Source organism: Candidatus Uabimicrobium amorphum, assembly GCF_009002475.1.
Classification (GTDB): domain Bacteria; phylum Planctomycetota; class Uabimicrobiia; order Uabimicrobiales; family Uabimicrobiaceae; genus Uabimicrobium; species Uabimicrobium amorphum.
Window position 1 is genome coordinate 1,776,147 of record NZ_AP019860.1, and the last position, 17,563, is coordinate 1,793,709.

Annotated in this window: 12 protein-coding genes; 9 read left to right on the forward strand and 3 right to left on the reverse strand. The window is 37.6% G+C overall.

The features are described from left to right. Both UABAM_RS06255 and ggt read right to left on the reverse strand, forming a co-directional pair. Complete coding sequence (locus UABAM_RS06255) at positions 1-1,515, reverse strand: FHA domain-containing protein (protein ID WP_151967146.1); 1,515 nt, start codon at positions 1,513-1,515, stop codon at positions 1-3. A gap of 164 nt (positions 1,516-1,679) precedes the next feature. After that, positions 1,680-3,404: a gamma-glutamyltransferase gene (ggt, locus tag UABAM_RS06260; RefSeq protein WP_151967147.1), complete on the reverse strand. Its 1,725-nt coding sequence runs from the start codon at positions 3,402-3,404 to the stop codon at positions 1,680-1,682. Positions 3,405-3,578: 174 nt separating this feature from the next. Between ggt and UABAM_RS06265 the strand changes: the two genes are divergently transcribed. The 9 genes from UABAM_RS06265 (at position 3,579) to UABAM_RS06305 (ending at position 15,461) form a co-directional block, all read left to right on the forward strand. Continuing rightward, on the forward strand, positions 3,579-4,196 hold the full coding sequence (locus UABAM_RS06265; protein WP_151967148.1) for an ATP cone domain-containing protein: 618 nt from the start codon (positions 3,579-3,581) through the stop codon (positions 4,194-4,196). Between the two features lie 204 nt (positions 4,197-4,400). Next, a complete protein-coding gene (locus UABAM_RS06270; protein WP_151967149.1) occupies positions 4,401-5,588 on the forward strand; it encodes a serine/threonine-protein kinase in 1,188 nt (395 codons plus the stop codon). Positions 5,589-5,674: 86 nt separating this feature from the next. Continuing rightward, positions 5,675-6,475 carry a hypothetical protein gene (locus UABAM_RS06275; protein WP_151967150.1) on the forward strand — a complete coding sequence of 267 codons (801 nt, stop codon included), beginning with the start codon at positions 5,675-5,677 and terminating at the stop codon, positions 6,473-6,475. 5 nt (positions 6,476-6,480) lie between these two features. Then, positions 6,481-8,964, forward strand: a complete 2,484-nt coding sequence (locus tag UABAM_RS06280) for a tetratricopeptide repeat protein (RefSeq protein ID WP_173013163.1) — start codon at positions 6,481-6,483, stop codon at positions 8,962-8,964. A gap of 11 nt (positions 8,965-8,975) precedes the next feature. Next, a complete protein-coding gene (locus UABAM_RS06285; protein ID WP_173013164.1) occupies positions 8,976-11,285 on the forward strand; it encodes a VWA domain-containing protein in 2,310 nt (769 codons plus the stop codon). Then, entirely contained in the window at positions 11,275-11,904 is a 630-nt protein-coding gene (locus UABAM_RS06290) for a hypothetical protein (protein WP_151967153.1), read from the forward strand. The genes UABAM_RS06285 and UABAM_RS06290 overlap by 11 nt, the downstream gene beginning before the upstream one ends. A gap of 15 nt (positions 11,905-11,919) precedes the next feature. Beyond that, positions 11,920-12,906: a calcium/sodium antiporter gene (locus UABAM_RS06295; protein ID WP_151967154.1), complete on the forward strand. Its 987-nt coding sequence runs from the start codon at positions 11,920-11,922 to the stop codon at positions 12,904-12,906. A gap of 11 nt (positions 12,907-12,917) precedes the next feature. Further along, complete coding sequence (locus UABAM_RS06300) at positions 12,918-14,978, forward strand: methyl-accepting chemotaxis protein (RefSeq protein WP_151967155.1); 2,061 nt, start codon at positions 12,918-12,920, stop codon at positions 14,976-14,978. 24 nt (positions 14,979-15,002) lie between these two features. Further along, positions 15,003-15,461 (forward strand): CBS domain-containing protein, encoded by a 459-nt coding sequence (locus tag UABAM_RS06305; RefSeq protein ID WP_151967156.1) that lies wholly within the window; start codon positions 15,003-15,005, stop codon positions 15,459-15,461. A 175-nt stretch (positions 15,462-15,636) separates the two neighbouring features. On the opposite strand, the gene UABAM_RS06310 is transcribed toward UABAM_RS06305, so the two are convergent. Further along, positions 15,637-17,562 (reverse strand): TM2 domain-containing protein, encoded by a 1,926-nt coding sequence (locus UABAM_RS06310; RefSeq protein WP_151967157.1) that lies wholly within the window; start codon positions 17,560-17,562, stop codon positions 15,637-15,639. Position 17,563 lies beyond the last annotated feature (1 nt).

A 17,563-nucleotide genomic window follows, 5' to 3' on the forward strand; every position in this document is an offset into this window, starting at 1 on the left:
CTATTTATTCTGTTGCTTGCTCCACCAACTTTTCCATTCCTTGACGTTAGAAAATGGTAGAGAAGTAATTTGTGATAAAGTGGCAATTATTTTGTCGCGAATCACAGTATTTTTTGTCGTTAAGGTCGCCATCAACTTTGGAATGGCGTGTTCTGCTTTTGCGGCGGTAAGAGCGTTTAAAATGGCAAGACTTCTCGTCTCATCGCGTTTGTTGAGTTTTTTAACAAGATATTTTGTCATTTCAGGATCTTGTAGTTTGGTGAAATCGTCGACAATACTATTTTGCAAAGTCAAAAGTCTTTGCTGTTGTTTCTTTTGTATTTCCGCCTTCTTTTGAGATAACTCCAGTAAACGTTGGTGCTTCTCCAAATCGTCTCGTGACATATTTTGTTTTTGTTTCGCTAAATCTAAAAGCTTCTGAACGCGTTTCTCCAAAAAAGTAATATTTTTGTTTAGGTCATGGTTCAAACTCTCAGAGTACTCGACCAACTCCAACATTTTTTTTGCTGCTTTTAGTGAGGAAGAACCAGACAACTGTGACAACATTGGCTGCAAACTTTGCGATGAAATACTCGGAAATGCATAGCTTTCCAGTATGGTTATTAATTTTTTAGCAAGTGCATCTAAATCATATGAGCGTTCCGCTATTTTCGGTTCTTTGTTTTCGCGTATATCTTTTTTTTCCGGCACTTCCACAACGGTCTTTTCTTCGGTGAGTTCTTCTTCAGGTTCTGTATTTTCTATATCTTTCGTTTCTTCAACAAGCACTGCTTTATCTTCGTTATCTATTCCGTTTTCAGATACATCCTTATTCGTATTTTTACGTTTCTGGAGTAACCGATCTCTCTGTTTTCTCACCAAACGCAACTGACCTTGTGTCAGCGACAATAAATTCTGTTTTTTTTCTACTTGGCGTTTTTGTTGCGCTATTTGTTGTTGCTGGTCTTCAATTTTAGTTTGTAAGGCGGCGGTTGTATGCTCATTTTCGGCAATCTGTTTTTTATAAGTCGCTACCTCATTTTCGATCTTCGAAAGTTTCTTGCGCAGGTCACCAACGGCATTTTCGTCTTTTAATTTTTCCTCGCGAGGAATGAAAGCAAAAATGGCACACAGTACTGCAATAACCCATGGAAGTACATAGCCTAGTTTCGGCTTCTCGCGGGATGGTTCTTCTAATAAGGCACTGACGTTTTCTTCGCTCGATTTTTTGGCAGTCGATGACTGCCCCTCCATATACATCAAGCGCCAATGTTCCCCAAGAACAATTTCATCTCCATCCTTGAGATATTGTCCGCAAGCTTTTTCTCTCCCCACGAAAGTGCCATTTCGCGAAGAAAAATCATATATAACGACACCTTCCCCGGTACGAATTAAAATACAATGCGCCTTAGAAACATTGGCATCGTTAATTTGTATCTCACTAGAAGAAGAACGCCCTATACGTGTTAAACCAAGCGCAACAGGAGTATCTTCACGCTCGGGATCTGTAACAAAAATAATAAAAGGATCTTGCATATTGTACTCAGCTATAACTGACCTAGAAGATAAATAACACAAAACATCACAAGAGATTTACTCTATCCTAACTCGATCCCGAACCCACTTTTTTCCTTTCTGGAAGTAGAATAGAGTTAGGACTATAGTTTAATAAGTGTAAACCCAACAACTGTTTCAGTGAATTATTTTACACCAACAGTCAAAGCATCTACACGTCGCGGATCTGACGCTCCAAAAAAGAATCCCTTGTCCCACATAATACTTTGTGTACTTCCCATAACGCTTTTTTGAACAACCTTGTGCCCCTTTTGGCGTAGTAAATCAAGTGTGTCAAAACTCAAACCTTTTTCCGTGCGAATTTCGTCAGGATACCATTGGTGATGGATACGCGGCATGTTACTTGCTTCTGCAACGTTGAGATCGTGGTCAATCACATTTAAAATAATTTGCAATGTGGTTGTAATAATACGACTCCCACCTGGACTTCCCGTGACCAAAAATGGTTTATCATCTTTGACAACAATGGTAGGGGTCATGGAACTCAACATTCTTTTTTGTGGTTCGATAGCGTTTGCCTTGCCACCCAAAAGACCAAAAGCGTTTGGTACACCTGGCTTTGCAACAAAATCATCCATTTCGTTGTTCAACAAAATACCTGTTCCAGGAACTGTAAAACCAGAGCCATAGCTAAAATTTAGAGTGTATGTATTGGATACCGCATTACCATATTGATCCATTACCGAAAAGTGAGTGGTATCGTTACTTTCGTGTTTCCACGGATCATCAGCGAGAATTTTTTTGCTTGAAGTCGCTTGTTGTAAATTTATTTTAGACAGCAAATGTTTTGCGTAAGATTTAGATATAATGCCAGAAATCGGAACTTTCACAAAATCGGGATCTCCCAAATGTTTTGCGCGATCGGCGTAGGCCAACTTCATCGCTTCTGCCATCACATGAATTGTTTGCGCACTGTTTTGTCCCCATTTTTTTAGGGGGTAGTGCTCTAAAATGTTTAGCATTTGTACTAAATGTACCCCTCCAGAACTTGGTGGTGGCATGGAATACACATCATAGCCGCGGTAACTTCCGTATATGGGGGTACGTATACTTGGTCGGTATATTTTCAAATCTTCTAAGGAAATAAGTCCGCCATTTTGTTGCATCTCATTCGCAATTTTTTGTGCGATTTCACCTTCATAAAATGCCTTTGTACCTTCTTCGGCTATCTTTTTCAAAGATTGAGCCAAGTCTTTTTGGTATATCATTTCTCCTGGTTCATAACATTCACCATTTTTGAAGAAAATTTTCATACTCGCCGGACATTTTGCGAATCGCTTTTTCAATCCCTTCAACGAATCGGACAGTCCGGGACTCACAGGAAATCCGTTTTCGGCGTAATGAATCGCAGGAGCTAATGCCTTTGCCAAAGAGTAAGTTCCGTACTTTTCTAGGGCCAGAGCAAATCCGGCAACCGTACCTGGAACTCCAGACGAAAGAAGACTAAAACGCGCTTTTTCGTTATCAACATCTCCGTTTTCATCTAAAAACATGTCGGCAGTTGCTTTTACAGGTGCTTTTTCTCGATAGTCGATCGTAATGGCCTTTTTCGTTTTTGCATCAAAAACGACCATAAATCCCCCTCCGCCAATGTTGCCTGCACGTGGAAGGGTCACGGCCAAAACAAATCCCACAGTAACAGCGGCATCGATCGCATTACCACCTTCCTGCAAAACCTTTGCCCCTGCCAACGTTGCTAGAGCCTCTTGGGAAGCTACCATTCCACGCTTACCGTAAATAGGATGAAAGATATCATTCCCACTAAAAATAGGGGCGTCTTGGGAAAAGGTAGAAATAGGAAAGATCAGTGTACATATTAGGCATAATTGAATGAATTTTCGAAAATGCATTGGATTCTCACTTTATTAACTGTTTTACAACTTGAATTTGCAAACACCACAATTTGTGGTATATAATAGTTATTGCTAGGGTATATTATCGATAAATAATCCTTAATTGATAACATATCCTACAAAAATATGTTTAGTCGGGCTTTGTGTGTAAACTATTAGGAGATTGCTTTTTTGTCTAGTATAGAATATATCATAAAAAGAGATGGCTCAAAAGAAAGTTTTGCGTCCGAAAAAATAATCAATGCTATTGAAAAAGCAACTGAATCTCTGGGCAAAGATGGCCAGGGTATAGCCGAAAAAGTTTCCTCATATGTTTTATGCGAGATAGAGAAAACTTTTGCAAATAAAATTCCTCATGTCGAAAAAATACAGGATATTATAGAAGAGGTCCTAATGCAAATGCACTATGGAGATATTGCAAAAGCATACATTATATATAGACATGAGAGAGAAAAAGAAAGACAACAAAACTTTTTCACAACTTACCGTGAAAATTTATTAAAAAGTATAAAGAAACGCGATGGACAAATTGTTGTTTTTGATGAAAAAAAAATTTTCAACGCAATTAAAAGTGCCGCGGATGCGACCACTCCTATCGACACACAACTAAACACAAAATTGACCAACCAAGTAATTTGGCATTTAAATGAGCTATTCCCGCCTTGGGAGATTCCCGAAGTAGAGGACATACAAGATGTGGTTGAAAAAGTCTTGATGAAGAACGATCTTGAAAAAATTGCTCGGGCGTACATCCTATATCGCAATAATCGCGCTTGCAAACGCAAATAAAATTTTGTTGTATTTGTTTTTTTACATGGTAAAATTACGCATATTTATGCTTTTTAACTTAGGTAAAACGTTGTTAAGATTCGTATAATTTTAGCGATTTAAAACATTTTGTTTCGCTGTGCTTTCCACATCGCAAAATATCGAATCAAAGCTTTATTCTATAGCAGAAAATACATTCTAATATAATCTTAAAATGAGATAAATATGTCTATTGAGGAAAAACTCCCCTTTTCTCCAGATGAAATAATTGATGAACAAGTCAGTGGTTACAAAATTGTTCAACGTATAGAAGATAGTTTGGTGTATCTTGCTTTTCGCAAAGATATTGACCACCAGGTTGCGATTAAAATATTTTATCCAAACCCATATGCAGACAACCAGCAACTTGTAGTAGATCGCCTAAACACTATATGCAAACTCAACCACCCTAATATTGTGAAGACATACGAGGTGGGTGAAATACGTGGCGTTGTTTATTGTGTAATGGAGTACATTCCAGGGGAAAACCTATATGACCTCATGAAGAGAAATCCAAGACTTCACTGGGGAGCTGCTGCAGAAATAGGACGCGAACTTACCCAAGGTCTCGTTGCTGCTCACAAACTAAACGTACTACACCTTAGTTTGCATCCTGATAGAGTTCTATTGAGTAAAGATGGACAAATCAAGGTAAATTTTTGTAACGAAGGGTTGATTACACCCAGTAATGAAATCGTTCATTACGTTGCACCTGAACTATTTTTGGGACAAGACATACAAAAAAGTAGTGACATTTATTCTCTAGGAGCAATTATCTACCACATTGTAACGGGAAATCCTCCCCTTGCAGGAAAAGAGCCACAAGAAATTGCTCTAATCCACCGTCAATTGTCTCCGGTTATTCCGTCCTACGGTGTTGCAGATGTACCCCATCCTTTATCTCTTCTTCTTGAAAGAACAATGACCAAAAAATTGGAGCAGCGCTACAGCAATTCATTTCAACTTCTTGCAGCTCTTAACAACTTCTTACTCAATGAAGCCTGCGTTCATTTTTATTCTGAAAAAGCGAAAAAACTAACTATTGCTCCTAAAAGATACCACCTCGGATCATACAAAGAATTAGTAACACAAGTAGTCAAAGCAGATCGCGATGAGTCATTTGTCCAAGAAATTCATCGTATAGAAAAAGAGCTTATCCAAAATAATGCCCCGACTATCCCGCTAAATGACTCCATGATGAATGATTCGCAAGTAAAACCAACTCTATCAAGCAAAGATACCTCTATTGTGCAAAGAGCTACAAAATACTTAAGAATGCGTTTTGGAAAAAACTATACATACGTATTGTTCTCATGCTTTTGTAGTTTTACACTCAGTATGTTTTTGATGTTTGTTTTTCTCTTCATCAAGTAATCACTTGGAGTGTCCATTATACAATCGACACTCCTTCACCATTCTAGAACGATACCTTTTGCCATCTATGTCTACAGGAAAATCTTATGCAAGACAAAAAATTTTGGAGCGTTACTGCTGGTATAGTTGTCGTATTGTTTGTTAGTTGGAGTTTTGTGATCTCACCAACCCAACAACAAATTTCACAATACAAAAGGAAATGTAAAAATCTTCATGGTTTGACAAATCAAATCCATTCGCAAGATTACCCGCCTTATGATCATGTGGTCGCATATGTGAGTAGTCGCCAAACAACACTGAAAAAAAATATAGAACGCCTAAGTAGCAAAATAATGCTAAAACCACAAGTATCTCCTTCACCGAGCCCTGCAGACTTCAGGCGTGAATTAGAAAAGAAATCGACTTCTATAGAAAATAAGACCAATCGATTGGCAATTAAATTTGATAAAAAGTTAGGTTTTGCAAAACAAATTCTGAAAGTCTCTCCTAGACACTATATACATTTACACATAATACATCATGCGCTATGGCAATTAACAGAGATAGTCGAGAAGCAAAACAAAAATTTAGATGTATCGCACATTGAACACCTCACTTTAGCACCAAAAACCAAACAACTGATTAACAAGTATTCCATTAGAATAAAAGTAAGTGCGCAACTACATACCGTAATGCAGTGGTTACATACGCTATCTCAACCAGTCACGGGCCAGGAAATATTTTTTCACATAGACAAAGTTGTTTTTCAAAACCAAAAACAAAGCTCTGTTGAAGCTAACATTACGATCTCGGCGGCAAACATTGATTTAGAAAAGAAGAATACTACAGTTCCAAAAGAGCAACAACAAGAGAAAGACACATCAGACCCATTATGGGAAAGGTATTGATAAATATGCAGACGATCAACAAGCAACAAATACTGTTTTTCTCCAGTACATTGGTTGGATTTTTTTTATTTTACACATCCTATACATCAAAACAAATAGAGTTATTCACTACGCGAACAACTTCCAGTGACTTTTCGCGAAAAAGTGCTAGCATGTCTTCTCCATTTCCCGAAAGAAATTTCTATAGCTATTGGTCTGGAAAAGAAAGGTATGTTTTTCGCAAGGTTGACAACTACAAAAAACTTCCACCAAGTAAAATGGCCTTCCCCCAAGTAGAAATATCGAAAAATTTTTACTTATTGCCTTTGCCTGTCGCAAAAACAATAAAAATAATTGCCAAAGATTCTTTTTCAGCGATAGAGGAAGAAATCGTTGTTCCCGAACAACAGCAGCAAAGCTCTTCCGAAAAAGAGTACAGTCGCTTGGCAAAAATATTACTGCGCAAAGTATTAAAAGAAGATGTTATTCTTATGAACAACGGTAAAAAATTCTCGGGAAAAATCATCAGTGAAAACCGTAAAGAAGTCATCATTCATGTTGTGCAGAAAAAAACAAACTACAACCTTCCCAAAAAACAAATACAAAAAATTTACAGACAAATAGACATCGAAAACGTTTGTAAGCGCGAAGCAAAAAGACTTGCATCACTTTCCTTACAAAAACGTCTTCAATTGGCTTCCGCGTGTGCAGAACTCGAACAACATTCTTTAGCACAAACTTTGTTCAAAAAAACACTAGAAAAATTTCCCAATGAAGAACAGGCCTTTTTAGGCTTTGTTGACTATTGGCTCGAAAACCTAAATTATGAACAGGCTTCCCACTGGATTGAAAAAGCTCATCAGTCTTTTAAGAATTCCCTCGAAATTGAACGTAAGTATGCGCAACTGCTTAGCAAATTAAATTTTGATATTTCTTTTTTAAAGACGTTCCAAAAATCACAAAAACCACAAGATGTGTTTGAAAAAATTGCATACGCCATACACAACCACAACTACACAGAAGCGCAACAACAATTAGCCCTGATTGCTGATGTGAAAAATGAAAATGACAAAGAAGGCTATTTTTACTGGAAAGCTTATCTAGAGTATATCGAGGGTAAATTCCCAAGTGCACTCAAGACAAGTGAGAAAATTGCAAAATCGGCCAAATGGTTGCAAAAAATTGCGGCCATTCGTGGAGCGATATTCTATCTACAAGGTGATTTGCCCAAAGCAAGGGAAGTACTACTTCCCAATGCGCAACAAGGCGATTTGGTATCGCTCTACAATCTTGCATTAGTATATTTGGCGAGTAATGCCGCAGAAGAAGCGCAAAAAATTTTAGATAACCTACAAAAAAGTAGTATCGCCTTGTCTCATAATGTCACCTGTGCAAAAGCTTACATCGCCTATGTCGCCGAAGAAATAGACACCGCGATAGAACTCGCAGAGAAATCAATAAAAGAAAGCCCCAAGAGTTTTCTCGCCAATTATGTTGCAGCAGAAATCTATTATCAGCAGCAAAATGTGTCAAAAGCATACGAGCTATATTCGAGAGCATTGCAACTACGATTTTCATTTACACCTGTTTTGGTACGTCTTGCAGAAATCACCTATCGTAGTAATAACATTCGCGACAGTTTTGTTTACATCGAAGAATTGCTAAAGCGCCAAGATGCTCTTTTCGCAGACGATGTCATTCGCGTTTACAACTTGCTATCACAAATTTATATCCAGCAACAACAATATGCAAAGGCAAAAGAGGTTTTGCAAAAATCTATTCAGGTATCGGCGACAAATACCGACACTTTGAAACTGTTTGCTATTCTTGCCAATCAAAGTGGAGACTACGATGTCGCTGCTTCTTATTTAAATAAAGTTTTACAAATAAACGCAAACGATGAATACGCAAAACAATATACCTACAATATAAAATTAAACAAAAAGAGCATATACTGGGAAGATACCTTTAGTCGTAAAGGTAGTAACGATGTTCGTCGTGGATGGTTTGAAGAGGAAAACAATGGTATTGTCATCCAACTGCGCAATAGCCAAGTTTTTTTCTCAGGAACCCAACGCAATAACAGCACAACTCAAATTTCGCGACAAGTCCCCGAAAAGAGATTTTTAGCGATATCAGCAGATATTACCACTATCGCCAAAGCATATGTTGGTATTATAATTTCTAGCGGTAACAATCGTCTACTTTTCGGAAAAGACCCTGACAACGATATCGGTTATGGCTTACAAAAGTCGGAAACGGTATGGGAATGGAACAAAATAGAAAATTTTACTTGGCCAAAAGACCCTGTTGTGAGGCTAAAAATTAAAAAACTACCTGTCAAAAAAAGCAAAGACAGTTACGAAATGTACATAAATGATCAAATGGTCAAAAAATTTCAAACCAAACTAAACCGCAATTTACAAACGGGCTTTTTTGGCAAAGCAGATTTTGGCATTCCATGGAGCATGCATGTAGATAACGCTAGAATTGTAGAACTAAAAGAGTGAAAGAGGTAATATTGCAAATAATAAAGCGTAAAAACGTTATATTGTTTTTGCGCTTTATCATACTATGTCTCCTGATTTTTCCTTCCGTTTCCTTCGTAACTCCACCCGCACAGCAAGTGGTTATTTGTCTCGACTTCTCACGTAGCATAAAGTGGCTACACAACAAAAACAATCTGAGTTTGCAGGATGTCTACCAACAAGAGTTACAAAAAATTACCCAAGCCTTGTCACCACAAGACCAATACGCCATCGTTTGCTTTGCAACACAGGCAACCATCGCCAAAAAATTTACCGAAAACAAAACTGTTTTTTTGGAATACAATGGGGACATAGAAACTTCAAGAGTCGATTTAGCCTTGCAGTCAGCGATGACAATGTTTCATACACACAGCGCTTTGCGTAAAACAATCATAGTCTATAGTGATGGTCTGGTGAAAGATTTGCCACCGCGCATTCAAAAGCAACTCACCTACAACAATATAACCTTGCGATTTGAATATTTACAAACACAACAAATTAAGCAACTACGCGACATCGCTATTCGTAAATTGACACTACCTTCATTTGCGAAACAAGGACAAACACTTCATGGAGAAATCGTTGTCAAGACTTCCCACAAGACAGAGGCAATGATTCAACTTCGTAACGATGATACAACGATTGAGCAGCGAAGCATATATCTCCCTAAACAAGGTGAATATACCTTTCATTTTTTTTTTAATGTAAATGACAAACGCGACATGAATATTACCGCACAAGTTTATTCTCTCTCTTTTGACGATCCGTGTTTACAAAACAACATCTATCATCAAAATGTTCATGTCGAGAAAAAAAGTCAAATACTCGAGTTCGGAACACAATTAAGGCAACTAAACGTCGACTTTGCAACAATTACATCATACAGTGACCATACCTCTTTTGATGAAATTGATCTACAAGACTATGATGTCGTTGTGATAAGCGATATGGCCTTTACCAAACTTCAGCGCTTCGATAATTTGATCGCGCAACATATCGCAAATGGGCACGGATTAATGATGATCGCTAGTCCAAAAACTTTCGCCCTCGGTGGATACTCAAACACAAATATCGAAAAATCTTTGCCGGTATGGACTACGCCACGTCAGAAAAACTCCCAGCATATAGTTGTTTTGCTCGATATTTCTGGAAGTATGAATGAAAAGTATTCCACAACAACGAAAATAGAAGCGGCCAAGCAGGCCATACTTGAAATCAATGATCAGTTAAATGGTGAAACGTTGGAATTAATAGCTTTTAATAACAACATATACGATATTTTTTCACAAAAAACCGCTGACATAAACAGTAAAATTGCGACACTGCGTGCCAACGGTGAAACAAAAATAGTTCCGGCACTGCGTTACACACTCCAGAAAAAACCTCAGCAAAAACACATCATCATTATCTCTGATGGCGAAGTACAAAAAAACATTATGAATCAACTGGGAACGCTTCCGAAAAATACTTCCCTCTCGGTAATAAGTACGGGAAAAAACAACAGTATATTGCAAAAGATTGCGCGCTGGGGAAAGGGAAACTTTTACGATGCAAATTCAATGGCCCTTCGTGAAATTATTTGGCGCGACCTTCTAGAAACAAAAGGAACCCTACTCATCGAAAAAAATACCATGGTCGTACGTAAATCACATGCCATAAAAAATTGGAGTTGGGAAGACTATACAGGAAAATACATTGGAAAGTACGTCTTAACAAAAGCAAAATCATCAGCAAAAACACTTATACAAACACCATCAGGAGACGCTTTACTTTGTGTTGCCAATTATCAATTGGGTAGATGTGTCGCGCTAATGACAAATACAAGCTGGACCAAAGATCTTGCCGTAGAAAAGCTCATTGCCCAAGCATTACAATGGCTTACTTCCATAGGTAATTCACCCTACAAAATTTTTATTGACCACCACAAGAATAAAATCCGTATACGCTACCACGTGGACAAACACAATCAACAAATTTTTGTACGCCCACAATGGCTACAACAAAGATTTACCATGCGTGAACGCGAGCATGGTATTTACACTTTAGAATTACCAATGCCAAAAAAATCCATTACCAGCAACCTTAGCGTGCAGTACAATGACATACATTTACCAGTAAAATTTCACTTGGTGTATTCACCAGAGTATGTGAATTTGACAGATGTTAATTACATCGCAAGCACAAAAAATTCAAATAAAAATTCAAATAGTGTAAAAAATATGGATAATATATTAATATGCTTTGCCGTCATATGCTTTTTACTAGAGAGGTTTCTTAATAAGGGAATACAAAATGGATTTTGATGTTGAAGATTACAAAAGAAGACAGGAGGCTCGTCGTAAAAAAGATGTTGCGATAAGACGCAAAAAAGCCCGCAACCAAGCAATTGGTGCAACAATTGTTTTTGTGTGTCTTTCCGCGATGTTATCCACGACAGAAATGGGTTGCGATTTTTTACAAAGCCATGTTGATAGTTATGTTGACCCATTTATCGCCCAAGCGAAAAGAATAGACAATCATCCAAAAGGATACCCTTACTATCCAGGGCTTAAACCAACATTTCAAGACCTCATGAAAAAGAACTTTAAAGACTCGTGGCTTATCTCTATACAAAAATATGTTTGTGACATGAATTTGTTCTGGTCTCGGTCTTATAAAGCGTACCTATCCTATAAAAAATATCGTCAATATTTTGGTTGCTTTATGCCTGAAAAGATCCCAGAGTTTTATTTTTATGAGATGTCTTCCGCGATTGACTGCGGACAATTTAAGGATTGCGGGGAGATCATCGATATATTCTATGCCAAGTATAGTCATAAACTAAATCAAGTCGAACCATGGGCCAGTAAGATAAAAAAAATAAAAATCCGTTGGGATCAAATAAACCCTGCCAAGCGCGCAATTAATGAATTTGTATACTAGACCAAGGAACACATAATGGATTTACTTTTACTCACACTTTTTCTTATCGTTTCACTTTACGTACTAATAAAATCGTCAGACTTGTTTATTGATTCTGCGGAACAAATCGGCAAATGGCTAGCCATTCCTCCTTTTGTCATTGGGGTTACGATCGTTGCATTGGGCACTAGTTTACCAGAACTCATTACTTCGTTAATCGCCGTATCTGAAAATTCTTCAGAAATTGTTCTGGGGGGAGTAATCGGTTCAAATATCGCAAACATATTACTGATATTGGGAATTGCTTCTCTGTTTACCAACAGCATGAATATAAGTTGGAACATATTTTACAGCGATTTACCGATCTTTTTTGTTTCAGGAGGAATGTTTTGTTTTGTGGTTCTACCTCTTGGGCAAAGCGCTGCCAACAACTATGTGACTATCGGAGAATCTCTTCTTTTGCTGGCTGGCTATTTTATCTACATATGGTTTTTTATTACAGACCGTCAAGCAAGTAGCGACGATGTCGCCAAAAAAGACAAAAGCAAAAAGAAAAAGACAAATCAGTCTTTACCAACAAAAGTACCGGTCTTTTTAGTACTGGGTTCCCTTGGAATATATTTTGGAGCGAGCTATACAGTTGAGTGTGTTATCAAAATTTCTGAAATCATAAAAGTAGCCAAAGACATTATTGCTAGTAGCGCTGTAGCCATAGGTACGAGTCTACCGGAACTCATGGTTTCGATTGCCGCTGTGCGCAAAAAACAGTTTGATATAGCTTTTGGTAACGTTGCCGGGTCAAATGTGTTCAATATTTTTGCCGTTGTTGGCATACCAGGAATCTTTGCCGGAGGAAAACTCATCGTACCTGCTTCCGTAATTACCCTTGGTTTGCCGTATTTGATATTTTCCTATATTTTGTTTTTAGTAATCATGATGGATAATAAAGTGACGCGTATGGAGGGGGCTGCTCTGTTATTGTGTTATGCGTTATTTATGGGAAAACTATTTAACGTAATTTAGAGAGATAAAGCGTGCAAAATAAAAAACTAAGTCATCCAATTATATTAGCGTGTTTATTTGTAATTTTGTCATTTACTCTGTATTTGAGCATCGCTGGAATACGCAGTTCAATAGAAAAGCAGAGCTATAAACAATTAATTGCGATTAGGGATCTTCAAGCACAACGTTTAGAGGATACTTTAACCTCTATGCGCAAACAAGTGCAAAATTTAGCCAAAACTCCATTTGTTGTTACCGCAATGCAAGATTTTTCGCAAAGTTTTTATGATTTTGACGAAGTTGATACCAAAGCGGCAAAGGTAAAAGCTCAAAATTTCTACCAAGATACTTTTACTTCACTTTTGAAGAAGAAAGCCTCAACTTTACCAAGGCAAGACATAATTTCGCAGCTAATAAATCTTCCAAACTCTAGTTTGCTTTTACAACAAAATTATATTATTTCAAATCCGCATGCTTTCGGAGAAAAACATAAATTACTCCAGGCACAAGATGCGTCGCCATGGTCGAACGCACATAAAAAATATCATGATAAATTCAAAAACTATTCGCAACGAAATCAAATAGCGGATGTACTACTCATAGATTTGAAGAAACAAAATATCGTTTACAGCTTGGCAAAACAAATTGATTTTGCCACCTCTTTATCTACGGGGCCATTTCAAGATTCCGCTGTAGCATATGCCTATGAAGATGCACGATCGTCTCTAGACCCTAACTTCACAAAAGTAACGGATTTAGTCACTTATGTACCCGCTTTTGGTAAAGCAACGAGTTTTATCGCATCTCCTATTTACAAAGGGGACGAAAAAATTGGAGTCTTAGTTGCCAAAGTTTACTACCATAGTTTTAACCAAGTTATGGCAGACACAAAACTATGGAAGAGAGCTGGTTGGGGAAATACCATTGAAACATATGTTATTGGACGCGATAATAAAATGCGCAGTAACTCACGTATGTTTGTAGAAAAACCACAAGAATTTGTTGCCATGCAAACAAATGCTGCGACAAGAGACACATTACCGCGCATGACAGCAACCAAAACTACCGTACTATTACAAAATACGGATTACTATTTTGCAGAAGAAACAGGCTGCGATACAACAACCAATTACTATGGGCAAGAAGCAATTGTTGCTCACGCAAATCTCAACGATCCTGATTTACAGTGGGTCGTAATCGCAGAACAGAATTACAGCGAACCTTTTGAACAAATACGTGAATTGGAAAATGGTATTCTCGTGTGTTTTGCCCTGATATTTGGTGGTTTATTAGGGTTTATTTATGTGAACAAACACAGCAAAAAGCAAGATGCTTCACGTCTCACGCAAAGACTCACCAGCGAATTGAGTTCTATTCACCAACAGGTGAACCAAGTGGGGAGGCGTGGAGGAAAAGTGCTAAAAAAATGTGCGACAAATATAGAACTCACGACAAATTTCCATCACAAAGTACGATCCTTCAACAAAGACTTCGTTGAAGACAAAGAAAAAGCACAACACATCCGAGATTTTTTTGTGGAGATTGATCAAAAACTAAAAGAGAATCTACACAAAATGCGCAACTTTGGAAAAAATTTACACAATGTTGATGATGCACTAAAACAAATAAAAAATACGATACTAATTTTAGAAAATGTAGCCAAAGAAACCCATATAGTGTCACTAAATGCTTCTATTCGTGCAGCAAGGGAAGACAATTCACCTTTTTCGTCCGTCGCCGATGAAATTCGCAAATTAGCGCTCAAAAATGCAGATGTATTGGAAAATGCCAGCGAAAAAATCGATGACGCACAAAAAATTGTTAGTCGTAATAATGCTAACTTTGAACATATTGAAGAAAAATCGAAAAATATTGAAAAGCAAATCGAAAAAATAAGCAAAACACAAGAAAAGATTGTGGAACTAAAGCGGCGTTTGTTAATTTACCTCGACAATTTAACAAACGAGACACAAGACACACAGTTCTCATGTGCATATCTACAGCAAGATTTGGAAAGGATTGCAGCAGAAAGTTCTAATTTAACCAATCAAATCGAACTTGTAGCGCATAATTTAAAAAGTATAGAACTCTAATTCAATTTTGTTGGGAGAAACAATATGGCTTACATACCAAAAACTAAAGAATTTATGGAGAAAAAACTATTCACTCTTGACCCTGATATGGATGTTTACAATGCAATTGACGTGCTGATTACTCGCGGAATAAATAGTGCCGCAGTTGTCGACAAAAGAGGAAATCTAGTGGGAATTTTGTCTGAGAAAGATTGCTTATTAACCTTAATAGGCGAAGTCTACGATAATCTTCCGGGTAGAACGGTATCCGCTTATATGACAAGAGATGTCAAAACCATATCACCAGAAACGGATATTTTTGTTGCAGCAGACACATTTCTAAAAAACAGTTTTCGTCGCCTACTAGTTGTGGATCATGACCGGTTGGTTGGACAAATTACCCGCAAAGATCTGTTACGCGCCATCATGAAATTAAAAGGTCGCAAGGTGTATAATCCCATCAGTGGCGATTACGAGCAAGAAAGTAATATTGGTTTGTTGTAATAAATCTTCATTATGAGTACTTTTACATGTAAATAAAAAAAAGAGACGACAAATGTCGTCTCTTTTTTTTTGAGCCCGGGCTCAATAATTGTTATTCTTCTATGTTTCCGTATTATTTTTTTCGTAATTTTAAAGTACGCCACCAAAAGGCTTATGTACTTTTACACGTAAATATCTATTTTTTATCTTTTTTGTCCTCGGGCATATCACCAATCAAGCCTGGCTCTTTGGTAAATTTACCAAATATTCTATCGTGAATACTTGATAGAGAATTGGTCGGTTGAACGGAACTCCCATTCATTTTATCTCGATATACAGACGTTGTTAGTTCCATCTTGTGTATAAGAACACGATGCTGGTCAATGGCGACAATGGCCTTAATCGGGGAATCAATCCATGTCAACGTAGAGATATCACTCGCCTGATGAGAATGGACACTAAAGAGTTGCAACTCTCCAGACGATACAATTCCACCCAAGAAATGACGAAGTGTCTGTTGTTTTTGCGCATCGGACAACTTTGGGTTTGCAGCAATATAACGCAAATAACTTTTGCAAAGTTGTTCTATTTCCGCACGAAACTCTGTCGAAGCAAGACGCATTTGCAACTTCGCTTTTTCTTTGTGATAAAACTGATATTTTCCTTCATACAACACTCCCATCACGGTGAGTATTGCAAAAACAGAAACAATGACACCCCATCCCGAACCAATTTGTGCCACCTTTTGTTTTCCTTGAATATCCCAACGGCATATTGCAGTGATAAAGGTTGTCAATAAACCAATAGTGACCACAAGAACTATTAAGTAAACGCCTATTTGTGATTTCAAAAATACTTGCAGTTGTTCCGTTGACAATCCATACGTTTGATAAACGAGATATCCGACAAAAACAGAAATATTTGTGGCAATAATTCCAGAAAAAAGAACCAGTTCCTCTTTCTTTTTAATACTTTTGATCATCGAAAAAGGTGCCCATATGGGATAAAGTATGTAAGCAATTGTTGGCAATGGCTTTTTGTTAAAGTACAAAGATTTTAGTTTAAAACACGTATTGTTCATAAAAGAAAAGAATGGAATATACGTAAATATAGACGAAGATAAAATTTCATCATGATACGCATGAAGCAACAATGCACTCATAGTTCCGGCCATTACCCATATAATCCAATTCTCTGATGTCACAAGAGCAAGTACTGTTAATAGTATTGGTATTGTAAGAACTGCGATAAGTTGCACGTTGTATTCTATAAAAGATTTGAACTTATCCATTCCACTTTCGAAATTACTCCAGTGAGGATGATCGATTTCCTGGCTATATGTATATTTGTTAATTTTTTCGAGACTACTATCAGCAACTCCCTCTTTGCGTGCCTGGATAACAAGCCATGGCAAGATAAATAAATCAACAACGACACCTACAAACAAAAATCCAAAGGTTAGGCTATATAAAATTGCCGAACGATCTTTACGTAGATAATAACGGTGCACGCCCAAAAACCCTAAAAAAATGAGCAGTAAATATGCCGTTGTCATTTGCAAAGCAGCACCTTCGGATTCGCGAACTTGAGCTGCCTCTTCTACAGCAGGTGGCTCTGGTTGTTTAACAGGTTGTTTTTGAGGTGGTTTAACAACTGGTTTCAATGGCCCTTTGGGCTCTGTTGATATTTGTTTTTCTTGGTTAACAGCAAAAAGAGATGTCGGCTTACTTTTCTTTGGGGCCGCAGCTGGCTGTGGCGCCTCTACTTGGTTTGTTACTTCTGCTATTTCCTGGCGAATGGTAAACTTTTTGCCTTTTTTAGCCGACAAAGCCGCACGAGCAATTTTTGGTCGCTCCTTTTCTTCAATATCGACTTTCCCCTCTGAAGTAAACACAGGTGTCGTATCGCGAACGGAACTACTCTCTAGAGCTCTAATAAAACTGTCCAATTTTGCGGTAGACAAAATATCTAATTTTTTTAGAGTATCGGTTAAAGAAACCTCGCTACCTCTTTGCTTTAAATGTCTTTCTTGATAGACTCTACATGCTTCTGCATCCTCTTGCTCTATTACACCTTCCTTCAGCAAAATTTTTAATAATTTATCATCATCTATCTTCGCCATT

What these genes read in the sequence shown, in the direction of transcription:
- ggt (WP_151967147.1), bottom strand. Translation starts at nt 3,404, where the DNA reads ATGCATTTTCGAAAATTCATTCAATTATGCCTAATATGTACACTGATC.
- UABAM_RS06310 (WP_151967157.1), bottom strand. Translation starts at nt 17,562, where the DNA reads ATGGCGAAGATAGATGATGATAAATTATTAAAAATTTTGCTGAAGGAA.
- UABAM_RS06295 (WP_151967154.1), top strand. Translation starts at nt 11,920, where the DNA reads ATGGATTTACTTTTACTCACACTTTTTCTTATCGTTTCACTTTACGTA.
- UABAM_RS06280 (WP_173013163.1), top strand. Translation starts at nt 6,481, where the DNA reads ATGCAGACGATCAACAAGCAACAAATACTGTTTTTCTCCAGTACATTG.
- UABAM_RS06305 (WP_151967156.1), top strand. Translation starts at nt 15,003, where the DNA reads ATGGCTTACATACCAAAAACTAAAGAATTTATGGAGAAAAAACTATTC.
- UABAM_RS06275 (WP_151967150.1), top strand. Translation starts at nt 5,675, where the DNA reads ATGCAAGACAAAAAATTTTGGAGCGTTACTGCTGGTATAGTTGTCGTA.
- UABAM_RS06270 (WP_151967149.1), top strand. Translation starts at nt 4,401, where the DNA reads ATGTCTATTGAGGAAAAACTCCCCTTTTCTCCAGATGAAATAATTGAT.
- UABAM_RS06255 (WP_151967146.1), bottom strand. Translation starts at nt 1,515, where the DNA reads ATGCAAGATCCTTTTATTATTTTTGTTACAGATCCCGAGCGTGAAGAT.
- UABAM_RS06290 (WP_151967153.1), top strand. Translation starts at nt 11,275, where the DNA reads ATGGATTTTGATGTTGAAGATTACAAAAGAAGACAGGAGGCTCGTCGT.